Raw genomic sequence first — 26,132 nt, forward strand, 5'->3', positions numbered from 1 at the left:
TTCCCGTCCGGCACCGGTTCTCCAGGGGCGCATGGAACGGCGCAGCTTTCCGGGGGCGCGGGGAACTGCGCAATCCTGTTGGGGTGCGCGGGGAACGGCGCAGTCCTTCAGGGGCGCGGGGAACTGCGCGACCAGCCACACCCCACCCGCGCCCGACCGACCACCCCGCCCACCGCTCCCCACTCCGACAGGCGTCACCGCTGATAGCGGGCCAGCACCAGATTCCCGTCCTCGACCAACCGCTTCCGCAACTCCCCCACCCCGATGGCCCCGCTGTAGTACTCCTGGAACGCGGGCGTAGCCACCTTGTCCTTCCACTCGGGATACCCCCGCACGGACTGCGCCGGAGCGGACCGCAACCGCCCGGCGAGCCCCGCACCGACCGCCCACCCGTGCTCGTCGGTGCGCAGCGCCGGATCCCGCAGCGCCTCCGTCCCGGTCGGCAGCATCCAGTCGCCGAGGGCGAGCCGCACCATGTTCCGCGGCTGGAGCAGGAAGTCGACGAAGGCCGCGGCCTCCTTCTTGTGCGGGCTGTCCTGCGCGACGGACAGGGTCTGCGGGCTCACGCCCTGGGCGAGCCCGTCGGCTCCGGCGGGCGCGGGCAGCACCTGCCAGTCGAAGCCCTTCGGCGCCTGCTGCACGATCTGCTGCCGGTAGGAGAACCCGAGCGGGACCATCGCGTACTTGCCGCCGAAGAATCCGGGGAGGGTGTCGGAGCCGCCACTGCCGAGCGTCGAACCCGGCGCGCTCGCATCGGTGTTGACCTGGTCGTGGATGGTGCGCGGCACCACCGCGTCGGCCTCGTCGAACCGGATCCGCACCTTGCCGTCGGCGCCGCGGTGGAACAGCTGTCCGCCGGTGGAGAGCGACAGGTTGAGGGTCGCCGAGACGGGCTCCTTGAGCGGCCAGGCCACCCCGTACTTCCCGTCCCCGTCGCTCAGTTCGTCGGTGATCGTCCTGAACTCGCCCCAGCTCCACGGCTTTTCGGGAGTGGGGATCCGTACTCCGGACTTCTCGAGCCACTCGGCGTTGGCGATCAGGACGCGCGGCTCCTGGAGGAACGGCACGCCGTAGACCCCGTCACCGAAGGTCGTCGTCTCCCAGCTCCGCTGCGGGATGTCGGACTTGAGCCGCTCGGACAGCAGACCCCGCAGGTCCGCGAGATACCCGCCGTACGCGAAGTCCGCGAGGTCGTCCGAGGCGTCGTGGATGATGTCCGGCGCCTCACCGCCCTCGAAGGACGTGAGCAACTGGTCATGGACGCTGTCCCAGGAACCCTGTACGTACTCGACATGGATGTCCGGGTGCGCGGCGTTCCACTCCCGTACCAGTTCCTTGTTGGCGTCGACGGACTCCTTCTGCCAGGCCAGCGACTGGAAGCGGAGCGTGATCCGGCCGTCCTCCGAGCCTCCCCCGTCGCCGGAGCAGCCGGATGCCGCGGCGAACAGCAGTCCCGCGACGAGCGCGGTGAGCCATCTCGTGCGCATCAGCTCTTCACCGCCCCGGCGAGCATCCCGCCCGTGATCCGTTTCTGGATGAGCGCGAAGACGAGCAGCGACGGCAGGGTCGCCAGGAACGCGGCCGCGGCGAGGGGGCCGAGGTCCGCCACGCCCTCCGCGCCGAGGAAGTGGGTGAGGACGACGGGCAACGTCTGTTTCTCCGGGGTCTTGAGGAGCACCAGGGCGAAGAAGAACTCGTTCCACGCGCTGATGAACGCGAACAGTGCCGTCGCCACGATGCCCGGCGCGAGGAGCGGCGCGGTGATCGAGACCAGCGTCCGCACCTTGCCGGCGCCGTCCACCGCCGCGGCCTCCTCCATCTCGGCCGGCACCGCCCGTACGTACCCCACGAGCATCCACAGCGCGAACGGCAGGGCCCACACCACGTACACCATGACCAGCCCCGGCACGGAGTTGATCAGCCGCAGGTTCTTGAGGACCAGGAACAGCGGAATGATCACCAGCACGAAGGGGAACGCCTGGCTGACCACCACCCAGCCGGTCGCCGCCTTCGCCAGCCGGGTGCGGTGCCGGGCCATGACGTACGCCATCGGGGTGGCGATCAGTACGGCGATCACCGCCGCCCCGAGGGCCGCGACCAGGGAGTTCAACGCGGCGTCCAGCAACGGCTGTTCGTCGAACGCCTGCCGGAAGTTGTCGAGCGTGGGATTCCGGGGGATCCAGGTCGGGTGCAGACTTCCCAGCTCGCGCGGCGGTTTGAAGGCGGTGGAGACCAGCCAAAGGAACGGGAAGGCGAGGAAGACGAGATACGCGAGGAGGGCCGCGTACTGGCCCGCGCGGGTCCTTCTGCGTGTCCTCACGCGTCCTCATCTCCCCTCAGGCGGGCAACCAGGTGGAAGGCGAGGAGCACCGAGATCACCGCGACCATCACGCACCCCATCGCCGCCGCGTAGCCGAACTGCCCGTAGCGGAAGGCCTCTTCGTAGGCGAACAGCATCGGCAGCCGGGTCCGGCCGCCCGGGCCGCCGTTGGTCAGCACGTAGACCAGGGCGAACGAGTTGAAGTTCCAGATGAAGTTGAGCGCGGTGATGGCGAGCGCGACCGGCTTCAGGGCGGGCCAGGTGACCGTGCGGAAGCGGCGCCAGGCTCCGGCGCCGTCCATTTCGGCCGCCTCGTGCAGTTCGCGTGGGGTGTTCTGCAGTCCGGCGAGCAGCGCGACCGTCGTCTGCGGCATGCCCGCCCAGACGCCGACGACGATCACCGCGGGCAGCGCGGTCGCGAGGCCCGACAGCCAGTCCCGTCCGTCGCCCAGGCCCAGGTCGCGGATCGTCTCGTTGAGGATGCCCGCGTCCGGGTTGTACACGAGCCGCCACATGATGCCGACCACGACCTCGGGCATCGCCCACGGGATGATCGCGAGGGCCCGCGCCAGCCAGCGCAGCCGCAGCTCCTCGTTCAGCAGCAGGGCGAGACCCAGCGCGAGCAGGAACTGCGGGACGGTCACGCCCACCGCCCACAGCAGGCCGATCCGGAAGGAGTCCCAGAACAGTGTGTCGTTCAGCAGGTCCTGGAAGTTGAGGGTCCCGATCCACTGGGTGGGTTCGGTCCGTCCCGCCTGGGAGTCCGTGAACGCCAGGGCGATGCCGTAGAGGAGTGGTCCGACGCTGAGCACCAGGATGGGGATGAGCGCGGGCAGCACCAGGAACCAGGCGCCATGGTCGACGGCCCGGCCCGGCCCGCCGGCCTTCGACGCGGGCTTCGTTGACCGCTTCTTCACGGTCGCCAAGGTCACGGAATCGGCTCCTTCGGGCGGATCGTACGGATCTGGCGGTTCCGACGGCCCCCGTCATCGTGCTGACCCACTGACACGGCGTCAAGACGGCGTGCGCGCCCTGGTGGCGGCTCCCACCAGGGCGAATGTGACACTGAGCGACGTATGGCGCGATCTCGGCGGCCGACGCCCGATGCAGAATGGCGTCCGACGCGGTACGCGGGAACAGCGGGAGCCAGGGGCTTCACGGAGGGCGAGTGATGGACGAGGCACAGGCACGGGACGTACTCGCCGAGGCGGGGGTCGGCGAGTACGCGGTGCTGCTCGCGCTGGGTGAGAACGCCGTCTTCGCAGCCGGTGACCTGGTGGTCAAGGTGGGCCGCGACGCCGAACTCCTCGACCGGGCGCGGTGGGAGCTGGCCGTCGCGCTCTGGCTCGCCGAGGCGGGGGTCCCCGCGGTGCGGCCCGCGGAGCCCGAGGCGCGGTTCGTGGCCGGTCACCCGGTGACGTTGTGGCACCGGATGCCCGATCCCGTACGGCCCGCCGAACCGCGTGATCTCGCCGAGCTGCTGCGGGTGGTGCACGCCCTGCCCTCCCCCGCCTTCGCGCTGCCTCGCCGCGAACTGCTGGGCGGGGTGGAGCGGTGGCTGCGGCTCGCGGGTGACGTGATCGACCCGGCGGACGCGGCGTTCCTCCGGGACCGGCGTGACGGCTTCGCCGCGGCCGCCGCCACACTCGTGCCGCGTCTGCCGCCCGGCCCGATCCACGGTGACGCGCTGCCCCGCAACGTGCACGTCGGCCCGGACGGCCCGGTGCTGGTCGACCTGGAGACGTTCTCCGCCGACCTGCGCGAGCACGACCTGGTCGTGATGGCCCTGTCCCGGGACCGGTACGGGCTGCCCGCCGAGGCGTACGACACGTTCACGGGGACGTACGGCTGGGACGTGCGCGAGTGGGAGGGCTGCGGGGTGCTGCGCGGGGCGCGCGAGACGGCCAGCTGCGCCTGGGTCGCCCAGCACGCGCCGAGCAACCCGAAGGCCCTGGCGGAGTTCGAGCGCCGGGTGGCCTCCCTGCGGGACGGCGACGAAGCGGTCCGCTGGTACCCGTTCTGAGCCGATCCGCCGGTACGCGCGCTGAGCCGACCTGCTGGTACGCGCGCTGAGCGGTCCGCCGGTACCCGTCCTGCGGGTTCCACCGCACGTCCGATGGGTTGTCCGCGGGTGCCTCGTGGCTGATCGCGCGGTTCCCCGCGCCCCCTTCGGGGCGCCGCGCGACCGCGTTGGGCTTCGCCGGAGCCGCTGGTGCTGTGACCGCATAGGTTCGCCGGGGCGTTCAGGCTGCGGTGGCGAGGGGGGCGTCCGCTCCAGCGGACGCCCTTCTCTCTGCGGATTCGGGCGCGTTCCTTGCGTTCGGCGGCCAGGACGCCTGGGTGGCGGGCGTTGGCGTTGCGCCACCTGAGGTAGGCGTGCAGGGCACCCCACATCCAACCGCCGCGACCACCAAACCGGCGAACCCGTGCGGTCACAGCACTAGACGATGGTGCAGGTTCGGGCGTCGTAGCTGGCCTTCCGGTCGTTGCCGTCGGCGTCGGCGAAGTGGTAGACCCCGTTGACACGTGAGATCGCGATGTCCCTGTACCGGCCGTCGTACTTGTCGACCGTCCCGTCGCCGTCCGTGTCCTTGAGTCGCTTGCCCGCGGCGGCCCAGGTGTTCTTCCCTACCGAGCCATCGGCGTCAATGGGGCTCATGTAGTTGGCCTGCCACGAATATGTGGCAAGGGTGGTGTTGTGGCCGAAGTAGCCGTCGATCTGGTCCCTGTGCCCGGTGGAAGAATCCGCCCAGAAGACGATCTTCTGCCACAGGCACGTGGCATTGGAATTCCGGTTGTAGCCCCCGAACTCGGCGACGATGCCCTCGTCGGTCCAGTCGTCCGTGAAGACTCCGGCGCCCTGGATGTAGGTGTTGCCGTTGTAGGAGTTGGACGCCGAGGCGGGAGTGGTCATGGAGGCACTGATGCCAAGGGCGAGGAGTGTGGCGGTCAGGGGAACCGCGGTCTTGCGCAGGACGCTGCGGATCTTGCTGGAGGAAGCCATGGGTCTCCGGATCAAAAGAGCAGGCCAATGGGCTTGCTCGGACGGATGAAGCCGAGTTGGTCTACGACCTCGGCAGGAGATAAGAGGCTTTTGTTGTGGTCGCTGTCAGCCCCGTACGACGGGACAGTAGCCCGGTCGGGTCGCTGAGTGTGTCGGTCGTTTGCCCCACAAGTGACTTATGACGAGAGGCCGTTGCTCAACTGCCTGGGCACGGCAACCGAGACGGACGGCGGCTCCGGACCCCGCGTTCCCCCCTGGAGGGGAGCATCACGGCAGGCCGCCAAAGCACGAAGGACCAGATCGGTGATCTGGTCCTTCGTGTTGCAGGTTGCACGGGCCATGCGGGTTGCGCGGGTTATACGTGTGGGAGTTCCTCGGCGCCCACCAGCGGGGCGTGGCCTGTGCGGTGACTCGCTGGATGGCCTTGATGGCGAGGTCGGGGCGGTCGACGTGGTCGTCGTGGCCGGTTCCGGCGGCGGTGCTGATCCTGCCGCGGCCGGAGAGCTCGCGCCACTCGTGCCGGCCGTCGGTCCGCATCTGCTCCAGGGCGGGCCCGTAGTCGGGGACCTCGGAGTGCTGGTGCGCACACGGACGGGCTCAGCCACCGCGCCTCCAGCGGTCGGACCGGACGTCACCCCACGTCCAACCGCCGCGACCGGCAAACCGGCGAACCCATGCGGTCCCAGCACTAGCCGCGGATCGTTCCGGCCGCCCGGTGCAGTTCGGCCAGCACCGTGCGGACGGCCCTGCGGGCCGTGCGCTCGGGGCGGTGCAGCGCGTCGATGTGCCGGCGGGCCCGCACACCGCTGAGCGGCTTGAGGACCAGCGCGGGATGCGGGCGCATCGTCCAGCGGGGCATCAGGGCGAGGCCGCCGCCGGCGGCGACGGCCTCGGCGACCACGGCGAACTCGTTGATGCGGTGGGCGAGACGCAGCGGACGGCCCGCGGCCGTGGCGATGGCGTCGATGGTGGCCACGACGGGGAAGCCGTCGTGCGCCGTGATCCAGGGCTGGTCGGCCACGTCGCGCGGGGTGAGCCGCCGTTTCACGGCCAGCGGGTGGTCGGCGGGCATGGCCACGTCGAGCGGTTCGCGCAGCAGCGTCGTGGCGGTGACGGTGGGCGGCCACCCCGGGGTGTGTTCGAGGCGATGGGCGAGGACGAGGTCGTACTCCCTGGTCAGCGGCGGGAAGTCGTCCTGCGTCACGTCAGCGTCGGCGAGGGACAGCCGGGGCCCGCCGGGTGCGGCCAGCGCCCGCAGCAGCAGGGGGAAGAACGCCGACGCCGCGCTGTGGAAGGCCGCCACCGACACCTCGCCCTCCGGCCGGTCCACGAACTCCGCGACGGTGTGCCGCGCCCGCTCCAGCGCCGTCTCGACCTCGATCGCGGCCCCTGCCAGCGCCTGCCCGGCGTCCGTGAGGGCCAGCCGCCGTCCCACGCGCTCGGTGAGTGGTACGGGAATCGCGCGCTGCAACAGCCGCAATTGCTGGGAGATCGCCGAAGGCGTGACCAGCAGCGCCTCGGCGACCGCCGTGACGCTGCCCAGTTCGCCGAGCTCGCGCAGGATCCTCAGCTGTCGTTCGTCCATGTTCTCGGCCTCGGGATCGCCTTGGGTCCGGCACGGCAGTCGATGTAGTGATGCTAAAGGATCGTTTAAGAAGTTGGCTCTGGGCTTCAGGGACGGTGGAGGGCAGGGTGAGCGCGTGCCTGATGCCCGCCGTACCGATGCGGTACTTCTCCTTGTCGCCCTCGTCTGGGGTTCCAGCTATCTCTCGGCCCAGACGGCGACCGCCGTGCTGCCCGTCCTGGTGGTGCTGTTCGCGCGGTACGCCCTGTCCGCGCTCGCCTGTGCCGGGCTGGTCGCCGCCGACCGCGGGTCCGGTCCGTGGACCCGCGACGAGATCCGGATCGGTCTTCCCCTGGGAGTCACCCAGGCGGCCGTCCTGGTCGTGGAGACGTACGGTGTCGCGCACACGAGCGCCGCCAACGCGGGACTCATCATCAGCCTGACCATCGTGATCACCCCTCTTCTGGACCGCGGCGGCGGCCGCGGCGGCCTGCCCCCGGCCTTCTACGCGGCCGCCGGCGTGTGTCTGCTGGCCGTCGGTCTCCTCATGTCGGGCAACGGCTTCCACGCGCCCCGGCTCGGCGACCTGCTGATGCTCGGCGCCGCGGTGATACGCGCGGGGCATGTCGCGCTGGTCGGCCGGCTCACGGCGGGCCGTGCGATCCGGCCGCTTCGGCTGACCACGGTGCAGACCCTCGTCGGGACGGGGCTGTTCCTGGTGCCCGCGGCCGGCGAACTGCCCACGCTCGTCCACGTCGGCGCGGCGGGCTGGGCGCAGCTGCTCTATCTCGCGCTGTTCTGCAGCGTGTTCGCCTTCCTCGCGCAGACCTGGGCCGTGCAGCGCACCTCGGCCAGCCGGGCCAGCCTCCTGCTGGGGACCGAGCCGATCTGGGCCGCGGCCATCGGAATCGGCCTCGCCGGCGAGCACTTCACGCCGCTGACCGGTCTCGGAGCGGCCCTGATGGTCGCCGGAACGTACTGGGGCCAGTCCGTGGAACGCGCCCACCGGGCCGCCGTCCGCACCAAGGCGCCGGGAACCGCGCGACCGGCCACGAACGACCCGCCGAGCAGGACCGACTCCCTGGAGGACACCCCGTGCCCGCCCACGACGACCACGCCCACGACACCTACGAGCGTCTGATCAGCCTGCTGGACAGCTCGTCCGTCGACTACGAACTCATCGACCACGAGCCGGAGGGCAGCACCGAGGCCGTCTGCGCGCTGCGCGGTCACCCGGCGTCCGAGGCCGCGAAGTGCATCGTCCTGCGGGTCAAGGTCGACCGCAGAACCACCCGCAACGTCCTCGCGGTCGTCCCCGGGGACCGGCGCGTGGACCTCGACGCCGTCCGGACGCTCTACGCCGCCCGCTACGCCGGGTTCAGCGACGCGGCCACCGCGGAGCGGCTCGCCCGCTCCGTGCCCGGCACCGTCCTGCCGTTCAGCTTCGACGCGGACCTCGAAGTCGTCGCGGACCCGGACGTCGTGTCCCGGCCGCGCCTCTACTTCAACGCGGCCCGTCTCGACCGCTCCCTGGTCGTCTCGGGTGCCGACTACGCCCGGCTGGCCGGGCCGCGCGTCGAGCGCATCGCGAGCCCCGCCGCCGCCTGACGGAGGAGGCCCGGCTCAGACCCGCTCGTCCGCCAGGTCCCGCACCGGCCAGGTCCCGTCCACCACGGCCGCCGCGTCCCCCTTGCGGCGCAGGAAGCTCTGGAAGTCGGCGGCCCATTGCGCGTACCACTCGATCTGGCGGCGGTGCAGTTCCGCCGGGCCGAGGACGGCCACCTTGGGGTGGCGGGCGGCTATCGCGGCGGCCAGCCGGGCCGCGGCCAGGGCGTCCGCCGAGGCGTCGTGGGCCGCTTCGAGCCGGACGCCGTACTCCGAGCAGACCGCTTCGAGGTTCCTCTTGCCGCGGCGGTAGCGGTCCACGGAGCGGTCGATGGTGTACGGGTCGATGACCGGCGCGGGGTCGGTGCCGCCGAGCCGCTCGCGCAGTGACGGCAGTCCGTACCGCCGCAGTTCGGCGGAGAGCAGGGTCAGGTCGAAGGCCGCGTTGTACGCCACGACCGGGACGCCCGTCTGCCAGTACGAGACGAGCACCGAGGCGATCGCGTCCGCCACCTGGTCGGCGGGCCTGCCCTCGGCCGCCGCTCTCTCGTTGCTGATCCCGTGCACCGCCACCGCGTCCGCCGGGATCTCCACCCCCGGATCGGCGAGCCACTCCCGGTGCCCGGCCGGCTCTCCGCCCCGGACCTCTATCACCGCTCCGGTGACGATGCGCGCCTCGCGCGGATCAGTCCCCGTCGTCTCCAGGTCGAAGCCGACCAGCAGCTCCCCGTGCCAGCCCATGCCGGCCCCCTTCTTCGTGGTGCGTTCCCCCAGTGATCTCCACGATCCCATGGGCCACTGACAATCCGAGGACCGCATTCCGCTTCGTGGCGGCCGCACGCCCGGGAAGCCCGCGGCGGACGCGTGGGACGCGGTCGCGGAAGGTCAGGACACAGGCCGCGAATCCGCCCAGGCCACCTCGAACTCCTCGCGGTACGTCCCGAAAAGACCTTCTTCACCGGCCGTGTCCGGCTTGAGCACTCGCCCTCCACCCCGCAGCACGAGCACGGGCGCCTCCATCCCGCGCGTCCGGCGCAGGTACGACTGCACGACCGCGACCCCGTCCGAGCCGTCCCCGTCCACGAGGTACGCCGTGAAGCGGGGCGTCTCGTCGTAGACCTGGATCTCGAAGGCCCCGGGGTCGCGCAGCCGGGCCCGGACCCGGCGCATGTGCAGGATGTTCATCTCGACAGAACGGCTCAACTCGCCCCGCTTGATACCGAGTTCACGCTCACGCCGCTTCACCGCGCTGGACGCCGGGTTGAGGAACAGCAGCCGCGTCCGGCAGCCGGACTCGGCCAGCCGCACGAGCCGTCGCCCCGAGAAGTTCTGCACGAGGAGGTTCAGGCCGATGCCGGTCGCGTCGAGGCGGCGGGCCCCGCCGAACAGGTCCTCGGCGGGGAACTGCCGCAGCAGCCGCACCCGGTCCGAGTGCACGCCCACCACGTCCGCGTACCGGTCACCGACCAGTTCCTCGACGGCGTCGACGGGCAGCCGGCGCGCGGACGGTACGTCACTGCCCGCGCCGAGTATCTCCAGGAGCTTGGCGGAGGCGCGCTCCGCCTGTCCGAGGACGGCCTCCGACAGGGCCCTGTTCCGCGAGACGACGTTACGGGTGACTTCCAGTTCGTCCAGGGCGAGTTCGACGTCCCGGCGCTCGTCGAAGTACGGCTCGAAGCACGGCCAGTGCTGCACCATCAGTTCGCGCAGCTGCGGCAACGTGAGGAAGCTCAGGACGTTGTCGTCGGCGGGGTCGAGCAAGTAGCCCTTGCGGCGGCTGACTTCGCGTACGGCGACAGCGCGCTGGACCCATTCCTGGCCGGCGGGCCCGGCGGCGGCGACCACCCAGTCGTCCTCGCCGTGAACGGGTTCGTAGATCGGACGCAGAACAGCGGCCACGACCGCGCGCAGCCGCTGTTCGACGAGATTCAGCCAGATGTAGGCGCGCCCGGCTCGCTGAGCGCGCGTACGCACCTCACGCCAGGCGTCGGTGCCCCAGTCCAGCTCCGCGCCGATCTCCATCGGCCGCGCGAGGGACACCGCTCCGGGTGGGGCATCCGTGGAGCTCCCCTCGTGACCGCCGTCACCAGGGGGCAGCTCCAGCCCTCCGGACCCCACCCGCACACCGCCTTCCGCTCCCCCGAGCACTCCCCCGGCCAACGATCAAGGAAGGGTACTCCGGGAGCGGCGAGCGGTGCAGCCGGATGGACAGGTCGTTTCTCAACTACCGTCTTCTGGTTGGCCGTTCTGATCGGCCAGCTCCGGCGGAGTGAGCGGATTCATAGCGGTGACGTCCCGCGGGGCGAGCTGGAAGCCCTGCCAGTGGACCGGCATGGGCTGCTGGTCCTCGTCCCGGGCGACATGGTGGAATCCGATGTTCACCCAGCCCACGGGGTGTGTGAGGGCCTGCCCGTTGACCCACTTGTCGACGGACTTGCCCGCTCCGGCACCGCAGTTGCGCAGGTTGTGGCTGGCGAACTGCTCGCACTTCTTGTACTGGGTGAAGTAGACGTCGTGCTTGGTGTAGCTGCGGCCCGGGTACTTGGAGGTGGCGCCCGGGACGAACTCGTACGAACGGGCGTGATTGTCCTTGTTCTTGCCCGTCGTGCTGACGACGCGCCACCAGCGCATGTTCTTGGCGTCGCCCGCGAGTTCCTTGGTGATCTTCTTGCGGGTGGTCTTGTTGCGCGGGGCCTGGCCGCCCTGCGCGGGCGGGCTGACGACGGAGTCGTACTGCTCGACCTTGTTCTTGGAGTTGCCGTCGAGGCCGAAGTTGAGCCGCCAGAAGACGTTGTGGCTGTGGCTGGTGGCGTACGACTTGGCGCCCTTGCCGATCGGCCAGCCGCGGCCGTCGCCGGCGTCGTAGTCACCGGGCGAGAGGCTGCCGGTGGCACCGACGTTCATGTTGATGGTGCCGTCGTCCTGGAAGCGCCACTCGGTTATGTACTCGTACCAGCCGACCTGGTTGACGGTGTAGACGAGCAGGTCCTTGCCCTGCTCCTGGAAGACCTTGCTCGCCGAGTCGCCCTGCATGCGGTAGGCGTGGCCGCGGGAGCGGGTCGTGGTGCACAGCCCCTTGACGTCGGGCTGGTCCGGGTCCCAGGAGTCGGGGACCTTGACGGTCTTGATGGTGCCGCCGGGGCACTCCCCGGGGGCCATGTTCATCAGGCCCTGGCCGAATCCGGCGCCCGTGAGGTCGTCGTACTCGACCGACCCGTCGTCGTACGGGACGTGGATCTGGGCGAGCTTCGCACTCGTCAGGACGCGGATGGGGGCGGCTTCGCCCTTCGGCTGGTACGAGACGTTCTCCAGGACGAGCCCGGCCTCGCTCTCGTAGTGCCAGCACATCGTCCAGGTGGTGCCGGTGGCGAGCTTCTGCTCGATCTTGTACGCCGCGCTGCAGTCGGCGGCGGCCGCCGGCGCGGCTCTGGTCTGGGCGACGGCCGGTCCCGCGACCGTCGTGGCGCCGACGGTCAGGGCGGCCACCGAGAGGCCGACCGCCGTCCGCCTGCGGGCGCGGCTGATGCCCCGCGACCGGAGGCCCCCGAGCGAGTTCTTAACGCGCATGAAGAAATGACTCCCTTGCACAAGCAGGAAAGTGGGAAAGGTGAAGTGGGGCCGACGGAAGGAGGCCGGTGGACCGAGAGGACTCAGCCGACCTTGGCGACCTTCCGGGCGCTGAGATCGATCACCAGGTCACGGCTGTCGATCCAGGGCCCGTTCTTCGCCTTCACGAAGAGCCGCAGGCAGCGGTGCTTGCCGCAGTCGGTGAGGGCGGCCGGCGTGCCCGCGTTCGCCCGGAAGACCATGCTGTTGAGCATCAGCTGGTCGGGGGAGGTCAGCGCCTTGCCGGTCGCGTCCTTGAAGTCCGCCTTCAGGCCGGCGCCCAGCGGGTCGGCGATCAGGAGCTGAGCGGCCTCGACGGTCTCGGCGCGGCTGAGCGGCGGCTGGACACCGTGCTGGGTGTCGGTCGCCTCGACCTTGCCGGTGTCCAGGTTGACGGTCTTCGTGACGAGCGAGTCGTCCTTGTAGTCGTAGAACGACACCTCGGCGCGCCGGGGCGCGTTCGGGTCGTCCAGCTCTTCCAGCTCGGGCTCGGCGAGGTCGACGGTGATCCGCTGCGGACCCTTGTCGCCCTCGACGTTCTCGCTGGAGCGCAGGAGCTGACGGTCCAGAGCGAGCTTCTCGACACGCTCGGTCTCGTCGCCGGTGAGCGGGTCGCGCCCCTTGCCCTTCTCACCGTCGGCCGGGACGTCCTCGACGACTCCCGGCTGCACGGCGCCCTGACCCTGACCCTGGCCCTGCCCCTGGGCCTGACCGGCCTGCTGGGTGGTCTGGCCGGTGCCCTGGCCGCCGGAGTCGTCCGCGCCCGCCGAGCCCGGCAGGGTGATTCCGACCATCACGGCGGTTCCCGCGACCGCTATGGCCGCGCCCGCCACCACCTTGCCCAGATGGCGGTGCACTATTGTGCGCACATTTCCCCCTACTCCCCCTGTATCTCTAGGAGTCGCTCGAGTCCCGCTGGTTCGGCATACCGCGTATGCACTGGTCGACCGGTAAGAGGGAGGTAAGTCATAGGTGGTTCCATCAGTTTCGGAGACACTCGGGCGGGAGTCGCCCTCCGCGGCGTCGCACAACTGGAAGAGTTGCATCCATGCAGGTCTGGCCTGGACAGGCGTACCCACTCGGTGCCACGTACGACGGCGCCGGCACGAACTTCGCGGTCTTCTCGGAGGCCGCGGACCGGATCGAGCTGTGTCTGCTCCATGACGACGGCTCGGAGACAGCGGTAGAGCTGCGCGAGACCGACGCGTTCGTACGGCACGCGTACCTGCCCGGCATCATGCCGGGCCAGCGGTACGGCTTTCGCGTGCACGGTCCGTACGCGCCGGAGCGCGGGCAGCGCTGCAACTCCGCGAAGCTGCTCCTCGACCCCTACGCGAAGGCCATAAGCGGTGGCATCGAGTGGGGCGAGGAGGTGTACGGCTACCACTTCGGCTCGCCGGGCAAGCGCAACGACCTGGACTCGGCGCCCCACACGATGAGCTCGGTGGTGGTCAACCCCTACTTCGACTGGGGCGACGACCGGCGCCCGCGCACGGAGTACCACCACACGCTGCTCTACGAGGCCCATGTGAAGGGCCTGACGATGCGGCACCCGGGGCTGCCCGACGAGCTGCGCGGTACGTACGCGGCGCTCGCCCATCCGGCCGTCATCGAACACCTGACCGAACTGGGCGTCACGGCACTGGAACTGATGCCCGTTCACCAGTTCGTGAACGACCACCGCCTGGTCGACATGGGCCTCAACAACTACTGGGGCTACAACACGATCGGCTTCTTCGCCCCCCACAACGCGTACGCGTCCTGGGGCGACCGCGGACAGCAGGTCCTGGAGTTCAAGTCGGCCGTCCGGGCGCTGCACGAGGCGGGCATCGAGGTCATCCTCGACGTGGTCTACAACCACACCGCCGAGGGCAACCACCTCGGGCCGACGCTCTCCTTCAAGGGCCTCGACAACGCCTCGTACTACCGCCTCACCGACGATCCCCGCTACTACATGGACACCACGGGGACGGGCAACTCACTGCTCATGCGCTCCCCGCACGTGCTCCAGCTGATCATGGACTCGTTGCGGTACTGGGTCACCGAGATGCACGTGGACGGGTTCCGCTTCGACCTCGCGGCGACGCTGGCCCGGCAGTTCCACGAGGTGGACCGGCTGTCGTCGTTCTTCGACCTCGTGCAGCAGGACCCGGTGGTCTCGCAGGTGAAGCTGATCGCCGAACCCTGGGACGTCGGCGAGGGCGGCTACCAGGTGGGCAACTTCCCACCGCTGTGGACCGAGTGGAACGGGAAGTACCGCGACACCGTACGGGACATGTGGCGGGGCGAGCCGCAGACGCTCGCCGAGTTCGCGTCCCGGCTGACGGGGTCCTCGGACCTCTACCAGGACGACGGGCGGCGCCCGCTGGCCTCCATCAACTTCGTCACCTGCCACGACGGCTTCACGATGCACGACCTGGTGTCGTACAACGAGAAGCACAACGAGGCGAACGGCGAGGACAACCGCGACGGCGAGAGCCACAACCGGTCGTGGAACTGCGGGGCCGAGGGCGACACCGACGATCCGCGGGTCCTGGAGCTGCGCGGGCGCCAGATGCGCAACTTCACCGCCACGCTGCTGCTCTCCCAGGGCGTGCCGATGCTCAGTCACGGCGACGAGTTCGCGCGTACGCAGGACGGCAACAACAACGCGTACTGCCAGGACACGGAGCTGTCCTGGGTGCCGTGGCCCGAGGACGGCAGCGAGATGCTGGAGTTCACGCGCGCGCTGGTGCGGCTGCGGCGCGAGCACCCGGTGTTCCGGCGGCGCCGGTTCTTCCACGGGCGGCCGGTGGAGGGCACCCACGACGAGCTGTCCGACATCGCCTGGTTCACCCCGGCCGGCAAGGAGATGACCCAGGACGACTGGGACTCCACGCAGGCGCGGGCGCTGTCGGTGTTCCTCAATGGCAACGCCATCTCGGAACCGGGCCCGCGCGGTGAGCGGATCAGCGACGACTCGTTCCTGCTGCTGTTCAACGCCTCGCCCAAGACGCTGGAGTTCGTGGTGCCGGTCAACCACGGGCAGCAGTGGCAGGTGGTCGTCGACACCGCCCGGGCCGGCGGTGTCGAGGCCGGGACGGGCGAGAAGGTGCGGGCGGGCGACCGGCTGCCACTGGTGGACCGCAGCATGATGGTGCTGCAGCGCCCGACCTAGGCGGAGCATCGAAATCCGGTGCACCCCGCGCCCCCGGGGGCGCGGGTCCGCGCCGTCATGCGGCTCCGCCGGGGGGCGTGCGGCTCGTCGCCGCGCGCCCCGCGGGCGCGTTGGCGTGTCGGTGACACGAAACGCGGCAGGACGGGTACGTAGGTTCCCATGACACCTGAGCGCCCCGACCCGGTGGCCCCCGCCGCGCCGACCGCCACCTACCGGCTCCAGCTGCAACCGGAGTTCCCGTTCGGGGCGGCCGAGGCGGCCGTGCCGTATCTGGCGTCGCTCGGCGTCTCGCACCTGCATCTGTCGCCGGTCCTGGAGTCGGTCCCGGGTTCCGGGCACGGCTACGACGTCGTGGACCACGCGCGCGTGCGGGACGAGCTCGGCGGCGAGGAGGGGCTGCGGTCCCTGTCGCGCGCCGCGCGCGAGCACGGTCTCGGGCTGGTGGTGGACATCGTGCCGAACCACATGGCGATGGCCCCGCGCCACAACCGCGCCCTGTGGGAGGTGCTGCGCGAGGGCCCCGGCTCGCCGTACGCACACTGGTTCGACATCGACTGGCAGGCGCAGGACGGGCGCGTACTCCTGCCGGTGCTCGGCGGGCCGCTCGGCGAGGAGACGGACGCCCTGGTGGTCGACGGGGACGTGCTGCGCTACCACGACCACGCGTTCCCCCTGCGGGCCGGCACCGGGGACCTGCCTCTGCCCGCACTGCTGGACGCGCAGTGGTACCGACCGGCGTGGTGGCGGCTGGCCCGCACCGAGCTCAACTACCGGCGGTTCTTCAGCATCTCGGAGCTCATCGGGGTGCGCGTCGAGGACCCGGAGGTCTTCGCGGCCACGCACGCCAAGATCCTGGAGCTGCTGGACGACGGGGTGGTCGACGGGCTGCGGATCGACCATCCGGACGGCCTCGCCGACCCGGACGCCTATCTGCGACGCCTCCACGAGGCGACGGGCGGGCGCTGGACGGTCGTCGAGAAGATCCTCGCGGACGGCGAACCGCTGCCCGCCGCCTGGCCGGTCGCGGGCACCACCGGCTACGACGCGCTGCGGCACGTGGACGGCCTCTTCACGGACCCGGCGGGCGCCGGAGAGCTCCTGGGCCAGTACCGGCGGTTCGCGGCCCCCCAGGCCGACCGTGGGGGCGTCTGGGAGGCGACCGTGCGACGGGCCGCGTACAAGGTGGTCCATCACGAACTGGCCGCCGAGGTCGAGCGGCTCACGCGCGAGGCGGACCGGCTGTGCCGCACGTCCGACGACCCGGCCCTGCGCGACCGCGCCCCCTGGGCCCTGCGCACCGCGCTGCGGGAGCTCCTCGTCCGCATGGAGGTCTACCGCCCGTACGCCTCCCAGGACGCCTCGTCGGTCGTCACCGAGGCGGCAGCGGACGAGGCGAGGCAGGCCTTCAGGGTGCCCGAGGAGGCCCACGCCGTGGACCTCGTACGGGACCTGGTGCTGGGCCGCGCCGGCGACGGGCCCGGGCACGAGGCGTTCCGGGCCCGGTTCGCGCAGACCTCGTCGGCGCTGCGGGCCAAGTCCGTGGAGGACACGGCGTTCTACCGGTACGTGCCGCTGCTGTCGGCGACCGAGGTGGGCGGCGAGCCGGGGGCGCCGGCGGTGTCGCCCGAGGTCTTCCACGCGTACTGCGCGCGCGTGCAGCGCGACTGGCCCCTGAGCGGCACCGTGCTGTCCACGCACGACACGAAGCGCAGCGCCGACGTACGGGCCGCGGTCTCCGTCCTCACACAGGCCCCCTCGCGCTGGGCCGACCTGCTCGCCGAAGTGACCGCGCGCACGGCCGCCGAGGGAGTGGGCGCGCCCGATCCGCAGGTGGCCTGGGCCGCGTGGCAGACCGCGGTCGGACTGGGCCCCGCGGACGGGGAGCGGCTCAAGGGCGCACTGCTCAAGCACGTCCGGGAGGCGGGCCTCGCCACCGCGTGGACCGAGCAGGACCCCGCGTACGAGGACGCCGTGGAGGCCTTCCTCGAAGCGGGCCCGTGCGGCGCGCCCGGGCGGCTCGTCGCCGAGTTCAGAAGCTCCCTGGAGCCGTACGTGCGGTCCAACGTCCTCGGGGCCGCCCTGGTGCACCTGACGATGCCGGGCGTGCCGGACCTGTACCAGGGCACGGAGTCCGAGTACCGGGCCCTGGTGGACCCGGACAACCGGCGGCCCGCGCCCTTCCCGCCGAAGGACCCGGGCGGCCTGTCCGCCGAGAAGGCCGCCCTCACGACGGCCGCGCTGCGGCTGCGCCGGCGCCGCCCGGCGGTCTTCGGCGAAGCGGCGGCGTACGCGCCGCTGCCCGCCCGGGGCCCGGGGGCCGCGCACTGTCTGGCGTTCACGCGCTCCGGAGAGGTGGTCACGGCCGTCACCCGGCTGTCCCTGCGGCTGGAGGAGGGCGGCTGGCGCGACACGGTGCTGCCGCTGCCCTCGGGTCGGTGGGCCGACCTGCTCACCCCGGGGCGGGAGTTCACCGGGCACGCGCGCGTGGACGCGCTTTTCGGCCGGTTGCCCGTGGTGCTGCTGGAGCGGGTGCCGGAGGGTGCCGCCGAGGGCGCCTGACCGGCGGCGCCGGAGTGCCCGTGCCGGTCAGGATCCGGGTGCCCGGAGCGAAGTCCCCCGGCTGCCGGTGAATGCTGCCGGGCGCTCCCCGGAGGCGCCCCTCGACATCCTTGACAGTTCATCCAGTCCGTGGAGTACTGCGAATTGCGACGCAGGGCGGACCAAGTCGGGGGTGAGTCTCCTGCCGGAGCAGCGGTACCCCAGTGTGACCGAACTCGTCCACTCCGCCGGGGGCCTGGCGGCCCATCGGCCGGGCCTGTGCACGCTCCGGCAGATCGGCGCCTCGCGGGCCGGCCGGCCCCTGCACCTGCTGTCCGTGGGCCACGCCCGGCGCTCGGTGCTGGTCGTCGCCGGCGCTCACGCCAACGAGCCGACCGGCGGCTCCACCCTGCTGGCACTGGCCGAGCGGGTCCTGCGCGAGCAGCGGTTGCGGGCGGACACCTCCTGGCACTTCCTGCTCTGCGCGGACCCGGACGGCGCGAGCCTCCATGTGACGCCGGCGCCGCGCACCCTGCTCGACTACCACCTCGGCTTCTTCCGCCCCGCCGGACCCGAGCAGCCCGAGTGGTCGCCCTCCGTGCTGCCGCCGGACCGGCTGCCGCCCGAGACCCGCACCCTCATCCGGGTCATCGACGAACTGCGCCCCTATCTCCAGGTCACCCTCCACGGCACCGACCTGGGCGGCAGCTGGGTGCAGCTCACCAAGGACATCCCGGGCCTGGCCGAGCCGTTCGCCAAGTCCGCGGCGGAACTGAACATCCCGGTCGAGACGGGCGCCTCGGACGCCGCGGGCTGGCCCGCCTCCGGACCGGGGGTGCATGTGATGCCCGCGCCCGGCTCGGACACGGTGTACCCGAGCATGCCGGACGACGCCCGGCACAGCACCTGGTACCGCGCCCACCGGTACGGCGGTCTGACCGCGGTCGTCGAGGTGCCGATGTGGGCGAGCGACCTGGTGGACGACCCCGCGCCGCATCCGGCGCCGGCGGCGGCGATGCGGCGCCTGGCACGCCGTCTCCTCAGGGACGCGCACCAGGTCGAAACCGTCCTCGTCGACGCGCTGCCACGCCTCGACGGACCCGACGGGCCGCTGCTGCGCGCCGCCAAGTGGGCGCTGGAGCTGGTGCCGGGGCTGGCCGGCGACTGGGTCCGGACACCGCCTGTGGACACCACGATGGCGCACGTGGGCAGCGTGGACGCGTTCGGCCGCCGGCTCCCGCTGCGGGCCGCGGCGATGCTCCTGCGCGTGCTCCAGGAGGCGGACGACCACGCCGTGCCCCGGCTGGAGCACCTGGTCGGGTCCTGGAGCGAGGCCTTCGCCGAACGCTTCCGGGCCCGCTGGGTGCCGCTGGAGCATCAGGTCGAGCACCAGAGCCGCACGGTGGTGGCCGCGGCCCGCCACGCCCGGGACCGGGTGGCATGAGGCAGACGTGAGGCGGGCGGCCCGCCCAGTCGGCTGCCTCAAGCCGGTCGGTCGGTCGGGCCGGACCGGACCGGTCGGGTCAGCCGGACCGGTGCGGGAGCGCGAACACCGCCCCTGTCCGCGCGGCCATCACGCACGAGTTGGAGAACGTCTCCCCGTACGTGACCGTGCGGCCGCCCCACTCGCCGCGCGCGGAGGCCGCCACCGGTGCGTGGACCATCGGGCAGTAGGCGTCCCGGAGCGGGATCCGGCCGACGTCCCCGTGCGCGGCCCCGAGTTCCGCGCAGGCGCGTACGGCCTGCGCGTGTCCCTGGGGCGGGTCGCACAGCAGGAGCGTGCCGCGGGTGTCAAAGGAGCGGGCGTCGCCGCGGGTGACCGTCACGTAGAGCCAGTTGCCCGGGACCGACTCCGGGAGGGCCGCCGCCCGGGCCGGCACCGGCCCCGCCACGAGGAGTGCGCAGGCGGCCAGCAGACAGGCCCGTACCGCCGCTGTCGCTTTCTGCTTGTTCGTCATGACCTGTGCATCGGCACACGAGGCCCCCGGGCCCACCCCGACTCACTCGAACGGCACTTCGGTCCTGACCGGAGGCGTGCCGAGCGGACGCGCCCCGCGACCGGACGCGGGGCCCCGGCGGCGGGCCAGGTCGAACGCGGCGAGCACCACCCGCGCCTGGTACTCGGCCTGGCGCGCGACCGGGATCCAGCGTGCGCCGTGGCCGTCGTGGTAGTCCGCGCACCACGCGTCGATGAGCCGGTCGAGATCCGCCGTCGCGCCGGACGGGTCGTGGCCGGAGGCGGTCACGAGCTGGTGCAGGAGCCCGGCCGTGCGCAGCGCTATCCGGCGCGCGGAGATGCGCAGCGCGGTCAGCCGCGCCGTGGTGAGCGGCGGCAGCGGGCGGGCGCCGCCGTCGGCGTCCGTGCCCGGGCCCGTGTCGGGGTCCCAGGAGTCGGCGAGACCGGGGCAGACCAGGACGTAGTCGTCGACCGGCGCGAGGAGACGGTCCACGTCGCCGGCCGTGCCCAGGTACGGGCGGATGCGGGCGAGCAGCTCCTCCAGGAGGGCCGTGTCGCGGCGCAGGGTGCGGCTGACGCCCCGCAGCGTCTCCTCGGCGTCGACGGGCGCCGAGGCGTCCTGCACGGCCGTCACGCCCCACATGGGGGCCTCGACGACCGCGGTCACCGTGCCGTACGGGTGCGGGTGGAACCAGGTGGACTCGACGGCGGCCTCGGTGATGGCCGCGGCCAGGTCGCCGCGCCGCGGGGGCGGGATGCGGTAGACCGCCGGCCCCAGGGTGGGCCAGTACAGCGTGTCGTACGGCCCGAGTTCGAGCGGGATGTCCAGACGGGTGGCGATGTGCGCGAGGCGGGGCGCCAGTCCCGGCAGGTCGCGGGTCAGCTCGACGAAGCCGCCTCCCACGTCGACGCCGTGCAGGGAGCACTGGAAGAAGGGGCGCAGCTCGTCCTGGAGGGCGAGCAGGGTGCGGGTCTCCGGCAGAGTGGCGCCCTCCGCGCCGTCGGGCAGCCATTCCGGCTGCTCCATGAAGCCGGGCCGGAAGAAGTGCCGGAAGTGGTGGCCGAGTGTGTACGGGCCCGACAGCCAGCCCTCGTTGCGGCGTGAGCCGTCGGGGTCCAGGCACAGCAGGAGGTTCCAGGTCACGTCGGCGCCGTCGCACAACCGGGGGTCGGCGAGGACCCGTTCGGCCAGTCGCAGGACGGTGGCGCCGCCCACCGGTTCGTTGGCGTGGGGGCCGGCGACGACGAGGACCTGGCGGCTGCCGTGCCCGACGGACAGCAGCCGGAGCGGCAGTCCGGCCCGTGACGTGCCCACTTGGCGCAGCCGGGCGTCCCGTGGGCGGCGGTCCACGAGCGCGGCCGCCCGGAGGCCCAGTTCGTCGACGGACGGGTAGCGGAGGAGAGGCGGCAGGGTCTTACCTCCGCAGCGAGTGGCCGTCGTTCACTTCGTGTGCACGATGTACGCACAGTGAGTCACGACTGCGGGGGTACGTCAACACCGGTGCGCGGGCGGGATGTTCACGTCAGCGGGGACCACCGGGCGGAGGTGTGGGTTCCGCTCGCGTACGACGCCCCGCCCCGGCCCGAAGACGGGCAGGGACGGCTCCGACGTGCGCCGAGGTGGGTCTAGTCCGCCGCGAGCCGGAACGTCATCCGGCCGAAACCGACCTGGTCGCCGACCTGGACGACGGCGGCGCCGATCACCCGGCGTCCGTTCACGGAGGTGCCGTTGGTGGAGCCGAGGTCGCGCAGCACCCACAGGCCGCTCTGGCGGGTGAGTTCGGCGTGCACCCGGGACACCGTCTCGTGACTGAGCCGCAGGCCGCTGGCCGGGTCCCGGCCTATGCGCAGCGGGTAGGGGCTCTCGGGCCGGGGCAGCAGCAGCTTGGGGAGCCGCTCCGCCTGCCAGGCCCGGCGCAGTCGTACGGTGAATCCGGAGACCCCCTCGACCGTGCCGAACAGCAGCCGGGACCAGCGGCTCTCGGTGCGCAGGTCGGCGGTGAGCGCGGCGAGTTCGTCGAGGGTGCGGGCGGCGAAAGCGAGCTCCATCCGCAGGACGAACGTGTCGTGCGAGAGCCTTCCCAGCGCGGCGCCCTCCCGCAGGGCCTTCAGTGTCCTGTCCCGCTCGGCGTCCGACAACCGCGCGGGAGCGGGATACGTGTGGAACTCAAAGGACGACGTCACGCTGGAGATTGTCTGGCAGCACGGCCGGAGTGTCCAGAAAACGCACCACTTCAGAGGAGTGCGCGCTTCGGGTTCGGCCGTTTCCGGTCGTTCCATCGGGAGGATTCACCGGTGAATTGATCTCGTGTGACGCACCATGGGACCGGCGAGGTCACGGTGAGCAGACGAGGGGAACCGTCCGTGCAGTTCGAGGTGTGGGCACCACAGGCCGACCGCATGACGCTCCACTGCGCGGACATCACGCGCGCGCTGGAGCCCGATCCGGAGCGGGTGGGGTGGTGGACGGGAGAGGCCGAGGCGCAGGACGGGACGCGGTACGGCTTCGCGGTGGACGACGGCCCGGTGCTGCCGGACCCGCGCTCGCGCCGCCAGCCGGACGGCCCCGACGGGCTGAGCGCGGTCGTCGACCAGGAGCGGTACACCTGGCGTGCCGCGTGGGCGGGGCGGGGGCTGCCGGGCGCCGTGCTGTACGAGCTGCACGTGGGCACGTACACCCCCGAGGGCACACTGGACGCGGCCGCCGAGCGGCTCGGGCATCTGGCGGAACTGGGCGTCACCCACGTCGAGTTGATGCCCCTGTGCCCGTTCCCGGGGCGGCACGGCTGGGGGTACGAGGGGGTGTCGCTGTGGGCCGTGCACGAGCCGTACGGCGGCCCGGAGGCCCTGAAGCGCTTCGTCGACCGGGCGCACGAGCTCGGACTGGGTGTCGTGCTGGACGTCGTGCACAACCACCTGGGGCCGTCCGGCAACTACCTGCCCGCGTTCGGCCCGTATTTCACCGAGACGCACCACACCCCCTGGGGCTCGGCCGTGAACCTGGACGCGCCCGGTTCGGACGAGGTGCGCGCGTTCCTGCTCGGCAGCGCGCTGTCGTGGCTGCGCGACTACCGGCTCGACGGGCTGCGCCTGGACGCGGTGCACGCGCTGTACGACACGCGCGCGTGCCATTTCCTGGAGGAACTGTCGGCCGCCGTGGACGCGCTCTCCGGGGAGCTGGACCGGCCGCTGTTCCTCATCGCCGAATCGGACCTCGGCGACCCGCGGCTGATCACGCCCCGCAAGGAGAACGGGCTGGGGCTGCACGCCCAGTGGAACGACGACTTCCACCACGCGCTGCACACCGCCCTGACGGGTGAGGTGCAGGGCTACTACGCGGACTTCGGCCGCTCCCCGCTCGCGGCGGTGGCGAAGACGCTGACGGCGGGCTACTTCCACGACGGCACGTACTCGAGTTTCCGTGGCCGGCGGCACGGCCGTCCGCTGGATCTCGACCGGGTCGCCGGACACCGTCTGCTCGGCTACGCGCAGACCCACGACCAGGTCGGCAACCGCGCTCTGGGCGACCGGCTCGCGGCCTCCCTCTCCCCCGGCCTGCTGGCCTGCGCGGCCGTGCTGACGCTCACCGGGCCGTTCACGCCGATGCTGTTCATGGGCGAGGAATGGGCGGCGGGCACGCCCTGGCAGTTCTTCACGGACCACACGGACAAGGAGCTCGCGGAAGCCGTACGCCGGGGCAGGCGGCGGGAGTTCGCGGCACACGGGTGGGCCGAGGAGGACATCCCGGACCCGCAGGACCACGGCACCCGGGACCGGTCCTGCCTCGACTGGTCGGAGCCGGAGGGCGGGCTGCACGCGCGCGTACTCGCCTGGTACCGCGAACTCATCGCGCTGAGGCACGCCCAGCCGGACCTCACGGACCCCGATCTCGCGGACGTCAAGGTCGCGTTCGACGAGGACGCCCGCTGGCTCGCCTTCCGCCGCGGTGACGTCCGGGTGGCCGTGAACCTCGGCAAGGTGCCCGCGGCGATTCCCCTGGGCACCCGGCACGCGCGCGTGCTGGCCGCGTGGGAGCCGGTGGAACTGCCCGGCGCGGACGGTCTGCTCGGCCTGCCCGGCGAGTCGTGCGTGGTGCTCGTGCAGGGGTGAGGCGGCCGGGCGGGCAGGGCGGCGGGACGAGCGCCGCGGTCGTGCGGGCCCCGGCCCCTCCGGAGGGCCTAGAGCGCCTCGTCCGTCCCGTCGCGGAACTCCGTGACCCGCTCCAGGAGGATCGGCTCCCAGGCGCGCCCCAGCTGGGCGCGCAGGAGCGCCAGGAGGCGGTCGTCCGACCGGTGGAGGTGGTCGGCGAGGCGGGTCAGGGTGTCGCAGCGGGCGAGCCACAGGCCGCGCAGGCAGGGCCGGGCGCCGTACCCGGCGAGGGTGGCCGCGCGGACGGCCGCCGGGGCGCCGACGGCCACGGCGAGGCCCGCGATGTCCTCGGTGGGGTCGCCGACCACCGCGCCGGCCCAGCCGAGGACACCGCGGACGCGTCCGTCGCCGCTGACCACGAGATGCTCGCCCCTGAGGTCGTGGTGGACGAGGAAGGCGGCGCCCGGCTGCGGGGCGAGCTGGACGGTGGCGGCCCCGGTGAGCTGATGGAGCCGGGAGGCGTCGAACTCGTCGGCGGCGGCGAGCCGTTCGGCGGCCCGCTCGGCGGCGGCCCGGAGCGTTTCGAGGGACCGGGGCGTGCCGCGGGGCACACCGAGAGCCTCGGCCTGGCGCCCCGGCACCTCGCGCAGTCCGGTGAGCAGACCCGCCAGGTCGGCCTCGCCGACGGCGGAGACGTCCTGCTGCTCGCCGGAGCCGCCGGGGATCAGGGTGTCGAGCGTGTACGTCAGCCCGTTGGCCCATTCGCCGTGGGCGATGCTCACCGGGACGGCGACGCCGACGTGGGGCCGCACCAGATCGCGCAGCCGCAGCTCGCGCCGTTGGCGCAGGGTGGCCTCGCGGTCCGGGGCGAGCCGCAGCACATGGCGTGCGCCCACGAACCAGGTGACGTGCCCGCCGCCCTCGGCGACGGGCGTGATCCGGGGCCCGCCGCCGTCCGGGAGCAGGGAGCGGACGAGGCGTCGCACGGTGTCCGCTGTGGGTGTCGCTGCCTGGTTCATGGTCGCGCCGTCTGCCGTTCGGGGTCCGGTTGCTCGGGGCTCGGGGCTCGGGGCTCGTTGGGGGGGTGCTCAGTTCACGACGGCCATCTCCCGGGGCGTGTCGTTGAGGCGGCGGCCGCCGTCCTCGGTGACCGTCACGATGTCCTCGATGCGTACGCCGAAGCGGCCCGGCAGATAGATGCCGGGCTCCACGGAGAAGCACATTCCGGGTACGAGGGGCTGTTCCTCGCCCTCGATCATGTACGGCGGCTCGTGGGTGGTGACGCCGATGCCGTGTCCGGTGCGGTGGATGAAACGGTCGCCGTATCCGGCCTCGGTGATGCACGCGCGGGCCACCCGGTCGACGTCCTGGCAGGCGATACCGGGCCGTACGGCCTCGCACGCGGCCTCCTGGGCGGCGCGTACGACGTCGTGGACGCGCTGCTCCTCGGCGCTCGGCTCGCCGACGTGCACCGTGCGGGAGGTGTCGGAGCCGTAGCCGTGCTTCAGGCCGCCGAAGTCGAGGACGACCGTGTCGCCGTGCTCGATGACACGTCCGCCCGCCTCGTGGTGCGGGTTGGCGCCGTTCGGGCCCGAGCCGACGACCGTGAAGTCCACCTGCTCGTGGCCGAACCGCCGCAGCAGATCGGCGAGGTCGCCCGCGACGTCCGACTCGCGCCGGCCCGCGAAGGCCACCTTGAGGATCTCCTCATAGGTGGCGTCGGCGGCCGCACCGGCCGCCGCCAGGCGGTCCAGCTCCGCGGCGTCCTTGACGGCCCGGAGCATCGGCAGCCCCTCGGTGAGAGAGACGTACGACGTGCCCGGCAGCTGCTTCTGGAGACCCAGCAGGTGCAGCGCCCAGGCGTTGTCGCTGACGCCGAAGCGGCCCGCGGAGTCGAGGAGGGGGGCCGTCATGGCGTAGGGGTCCTTGCCGTCGGTCCAGTCACGCAGGGTCAGCGCGGGCGCGCCCGCGGCCTTCTCGGCGTCCGGGGCCTCCAGGGTGGGCACGACGAGCACGGGGTCCCGCCCCGCGGCGAGCACCAGGAGGGTGAGGCGCTCGGTGGCGGCGGGCGGCGCGTAGCCGGTGAGCCACACGAGGTCCGGTCCGGGCGCGACCAGCAGTCCGGCGAGCCCCGCCTCGGCGGCGGCCCGGGCGGCGCGTTCCATCCGCGCCCGGTAGTCGTCGGTGGTGAAGGGCGCGGGCGTGCCGGTCATCCGGGCCTCCGTGACTCAGTAGGGCCTACGGGCAGCATCCTGCCCGGACAGCGGGGGTGACGCGAGCCGGTCGGCGCCA

At 72.2% G+C, this 26,132-nt stretch carries 21 protein-coding genes; 7 read left to right on the top strand and 14 right to left on the bottom strand.

What is annotated here, in order from left to right; all coding sequences use genetic code 11:
- Nucleotides 1–194: 194 nt before the first annotated feature.
- The 3 genes from O1Q96_RS34160 to O1Q96_RS34170 are packed head-to-tail and all read right to left on the bottom strand — an operon-like array spanning nt 195 to nt 3,252.
- The gene (locus O1Q96_RS34160; protein ID WP_269251834.1) at nt 195–1,487 is read right to left on the bottom strand and encodes an ABC transporter substrate-binding protein; all 1,293 of its coding nucleotides are present in this window, start codon (nt 1,485–1,487) and stop codon (nt 195–197) included.
- Nucleotides 1,487–2,320, bottom strand: coding sequence for a carbohydrate ABC transporter permease (locus tag O1Q96_RS34165; protein ID WP_269251835.1), 834 nt, complete (start codon nt 2,318–2,320; stop codon nt 1,487–1,489). The genes O1Q96_RS34160 and O1Q96_RS34165 overlap by 1 nt, the downstream gene beginning before the upstream one ends.
- The gene (locus tag O1Q96_RS34170) at nt 2,317–3,252 is read right to left on the bottom strand and encodes a carbohydrate ABC transporter permease (protein WP_269251836.1); all 936 of its coding nucleotides are present in this window, start codon (nt 3,250–3,252) and stop codon (nt 2,317–2,319) included. Before O1Q96_RS34170 ends, O1Q96_RS34165 begins: the two co-directional genes overlap by 4 nt.
- A 239-nt stretch (nt 3,253–3,491) precedes the next feature.
- On the opposite strand from O1Q96_RS34170, the gene O1Q96_RS34175 reads away from it, so the two are divergent.
- Nucleotides 3,492–4,343 carry a phosphotransferase enzyme family protein gene (locus tag O1Q96_RS34175; protein WP_269251837.1) on the top strand — a complete coding sequence of 284 codons (852 nt, stop codon included), beginning with the start codon at nt 3,492–3,494 and terminating at the stop codon, nt 4,341–4,343.
- A 417-nt stretch (nt 4,344–4,760) separates the two neighbouring features.
- Here O1Q96_RS34175 and O1Q96_RS34180 read toward each other — a convergent pair whose 3' ends face one another.
- The gene (locus O1Q96_RS34180) at nt 4,761–5,324 is read right to left on the bottom strand and encodes a peptidoglycan-binding domain-containing protein (protein ID WP_269251838.1); all 564 of its coding nucleotides are present in this window, start codon (nt 5,322–5,324) and stop codon (nt 4,761–4,763) included.
- 688 nt (nt 5,325–6,012) lie between these two features.
- Nucleotides 6,013–6,909 (bottom strand): LysR family transcriptional regulator, encoded by an 897-nt coding sequence (locus tag O1Q96_RS34185; RefSeq protein WP_269251839.1) that lies wholly within the window; start codon nt 6,907–6,909, stop codon nt 6,013–6,015.
- Nucleotides 6,910–7,024: 115 nt separating this feature from the next.
- On the opposite strand from O1Q96_RS34185, the gene O1Q96_RS34190 reads away from it, so the two are divergent.
- Together O1Q96_RS34190 and O1Q96_RS34195 are read left to right on the top strand one after the other, a co-directional pair.
- Nucleotides 7,025–8,029: a DMT family transporter gene (locus O1Q96_RS34190; RefSeq protein WP_269251840.1), complete on the top strand. Its 1,005-nt coding sequence runs from the start codon at nt 7,025–7,027 to the stop codon at nt 8,027–8,029.
- Nucleotides 7,984–8,496 carry a YbaK/EbsC family protein gene (locus O1Q96_RS34195; RefSeq protein WP_269251841.1) on the top strand — a complete coding sequence of 171 codons (513 nt, stop codon included), beginning with the start codon at nt 7,984–7,986 and terminating at the stop codon, nt 8,494–8,496. Before O1Q96_RS34190 ends, O1Q96_RS34195 begins: the two co-directional genes overlap by 46 nt.
- Before the next feature lie 15 nt (nt 8,497–8,511).
- Here O1Q96_RS34195 and O1Q96_RS34200 read toward each other — a convergent pair whose 3' ends face one another.
- The 4 genes from O1Q96_RS34200 to O1Q96_RS34215 all read right to left on the bottom strand — a co-directional run bounded on the left by O1Q96_RS34200 (nt 8,512) and on the right by O1Q96_RS34215 (nt 12,968).
- Nucleotides 8,512–9,234 carry a 3'-5' exonuclease gene (locus O1Q96_RS34200; RefSeq protein ID WP_269253846.1) on the bottom strand — a complete coding sequence of 241 codons (723 nt, stop codon included), beginning with the start codon at nt 9,232–9,234 and terminating at the stop codon, nt 8,512–8,514.
- Nucleotides 9,235–9,378: 144 nt separating this feature from the next.
- Nucleotides 9,379–10,611 carry an SAV2148 family HEPN domain-containing protein gene (locus tag O1Q96_RS34205; RefSeq protein ID WP_269251842.1) on the bottom strand — a complete coding sequence of 411 codons (1,233 nt, stop codon included), beginning with the start codon at nt 10,609–10,611 and terminating at the stop codon, nt 9,379–9,381.
- A 102-nt stretch (nt 10,612–10,713) separates the two neighbouring features.
- Entirely contained in the window at nt 10,714–12,060 is a 1,347-nt protein-coding gene (locus tag O1Q96_RS34210) for a copper amine oxidase (RefSeq protein ID WP_269251843.1), read from the bottom strand.
- An 83-nt stretch (nt 12,061–12,143) separates the two neighbouring features.
- Complete coding sequence (locus O1Q96_RS34215; RefSeq protein ID WP_269251844.1) at nt 12,144–12,968, bottom strand: Tat pathway signal sequence domain protein; 825 nt, start codon at nt 12,966–12,968, stop codon at nt 12,144–12,146.
- 179 nt (nt 12,969–13,147) lie between these two features.
- Here O1Q96_RS34215 and glgX point away from each other — a divergent pair, with 179 nt between their 5' ends.
- The 3 genes from glgX to O1Q96_RS34230 all read left to right on the top strand — a co-directional run bounded on the left by glgX (nt 13,148) and on the right by O1Q96_RS34230 (nt 19,238).
- Nucleotides 13,148–15,256 carry a glycogen debranching protein GlgX gene (gene glgX / locus O1Q96_RS34220; RefSeq protein ID WP_269251845.1) on the top strand — a complete coding sequence of 703 codons (2,109 nt, stop codon included), beginning with the start codon at nt 13,148–13,150 and terminating at the stop codon, nt 15,254–15,256.
- A 159-nt stretch (nt 15,257–15,415) separates the two neighbouring features.
- Nucleotides 15,416–17,815 carry a malto-oligosyltrehalose synthase gene (gene treY, locus O1Q96_RS34225; protein ID WP_269251846.1) on the top strand — a complete coding sequence of 800 codons (2,400 nt, stop codon included), beginning with the start codon at nt 15,416–15,418 and terminating at the stop codon, nt 17,813–17,815.
- A gap of 172 nt (nt 17,816–17,987) precedes the next feature.
- Nucleotides 17,988–19,238, top strand: a complete 1,251-nt coding sequence (locus tag O1Q96_RS34230; RefSeq protein WP_269251847.1) for a M14 family zinc carboxypeptidase — start codon at nt 17,988–17,990, stop codon at nt 19,236–19,238.
- A 79-nt stretch (nt 19,239–19,317) separates the two neighbouring features.
- Here the strand turns inward: O1Q96_RS34230 and O1Q96_RS34235 are convergent, their stop codons facing one another.
- From O1Q96_RS34235 to O1Q96_RS34245, 3 genes are all read right to left on the bottom strand, one after another.
- Nucleotides 19,318–19,752 carry an SSI family serine proteinase inhibitor gene (locus O1Q96_RS34235; protein ID WP_269251848.1) on the bottom strand — a complete coding sequence of 145 codons (435 nt, stop codon included), beginning with the start codon at nt 19,750–19,752 and terminating at the stop codon, nt 19,318–19,320.
- A 42-nt stretch (nt 19,753–19,794) separates the two neighbouring features.
- On the bottom strand, nt 19,795–21,102 hold the full coding sequence (locus O1Q96_RS34240) for a M14 family zinc carboxypeptidase (protein ID WP_269251849.1): 1,308 nt from the start codon (nt 21,100–21,102) through the stop codon (nt 19,795–19,797).
- A 275-nt stretch (nt 21,103–21,377) separates the two neighbouring features.
- Nucleotides 21,378–21,935, bottom strand: coding sequence for an FHA domain-containing protein (locus O1Q96_RS34245; RefSeq protein ID WP_269251850.1), 558 nt, complete (start codon nt 21,933–21,935; stop codon nt 21,378–21,380).
- 180 nt (nt 21,936–22,115) lie between these two features.
- Between O1Q96_RS34245 and treZ the strand changes: the two genes are divergently transcribed.
- Nucleotides 22,116–23,861 (top strand): malto-oligosyltrehalose trehalohydrolase, encoded by a 1,746-nt coding sequence (treZ, locus tag O1Q96_RS34250; protein WP_269251851.1) that lies wholly within the window; start codon nt 22,116–22,118, stop codon nt 23,859–23,861.
- Between the two features lie 68 nt (nt 23,862–23,929).
- Here the strand turns inward: treZ and O1Q96_RS34255 are convergent, their stop codons facing one another.
- Both O1Q96_RS34255 and O1Q96_RS34260 read right to left on the bottom strand, forming a co-directional pair.
- Entirely contained in the window at nt 23,930–24,859 is a 930-nt protein-coding gene (locus O1Q96_RS34255; protein ID WP_269251852.1) for a phosphotransferase family protein, read from the bottom strand.
- Nucleotides 24,860–24,928: 69 nt separating this feature from the next.
- The gene (locus tag O1Q96_RS34260) at nt 24,929–26,053 is read right to left on the bottom strand and encodes an aminopeptidase P family protein (RefSeq protein ID WP_269251853.1); all 1,125 of its coding nucleotides are present in this window, start codon (nt 26,051–26,053) and stop codon (nt 24,929–24,931) included.
- Nucleotides 26,054–26,132 lie beyond the last annotated feature (79 nt).

Source organism: Streptomyces aurantiacus (assembly GCF_027107535.1).
Taxonomy (GTDB): domain Bacteria; phylum Actinomycetota; class Actinomycetes; order Streptomycetales; family Streptomycetaceae; genus Streptomyces.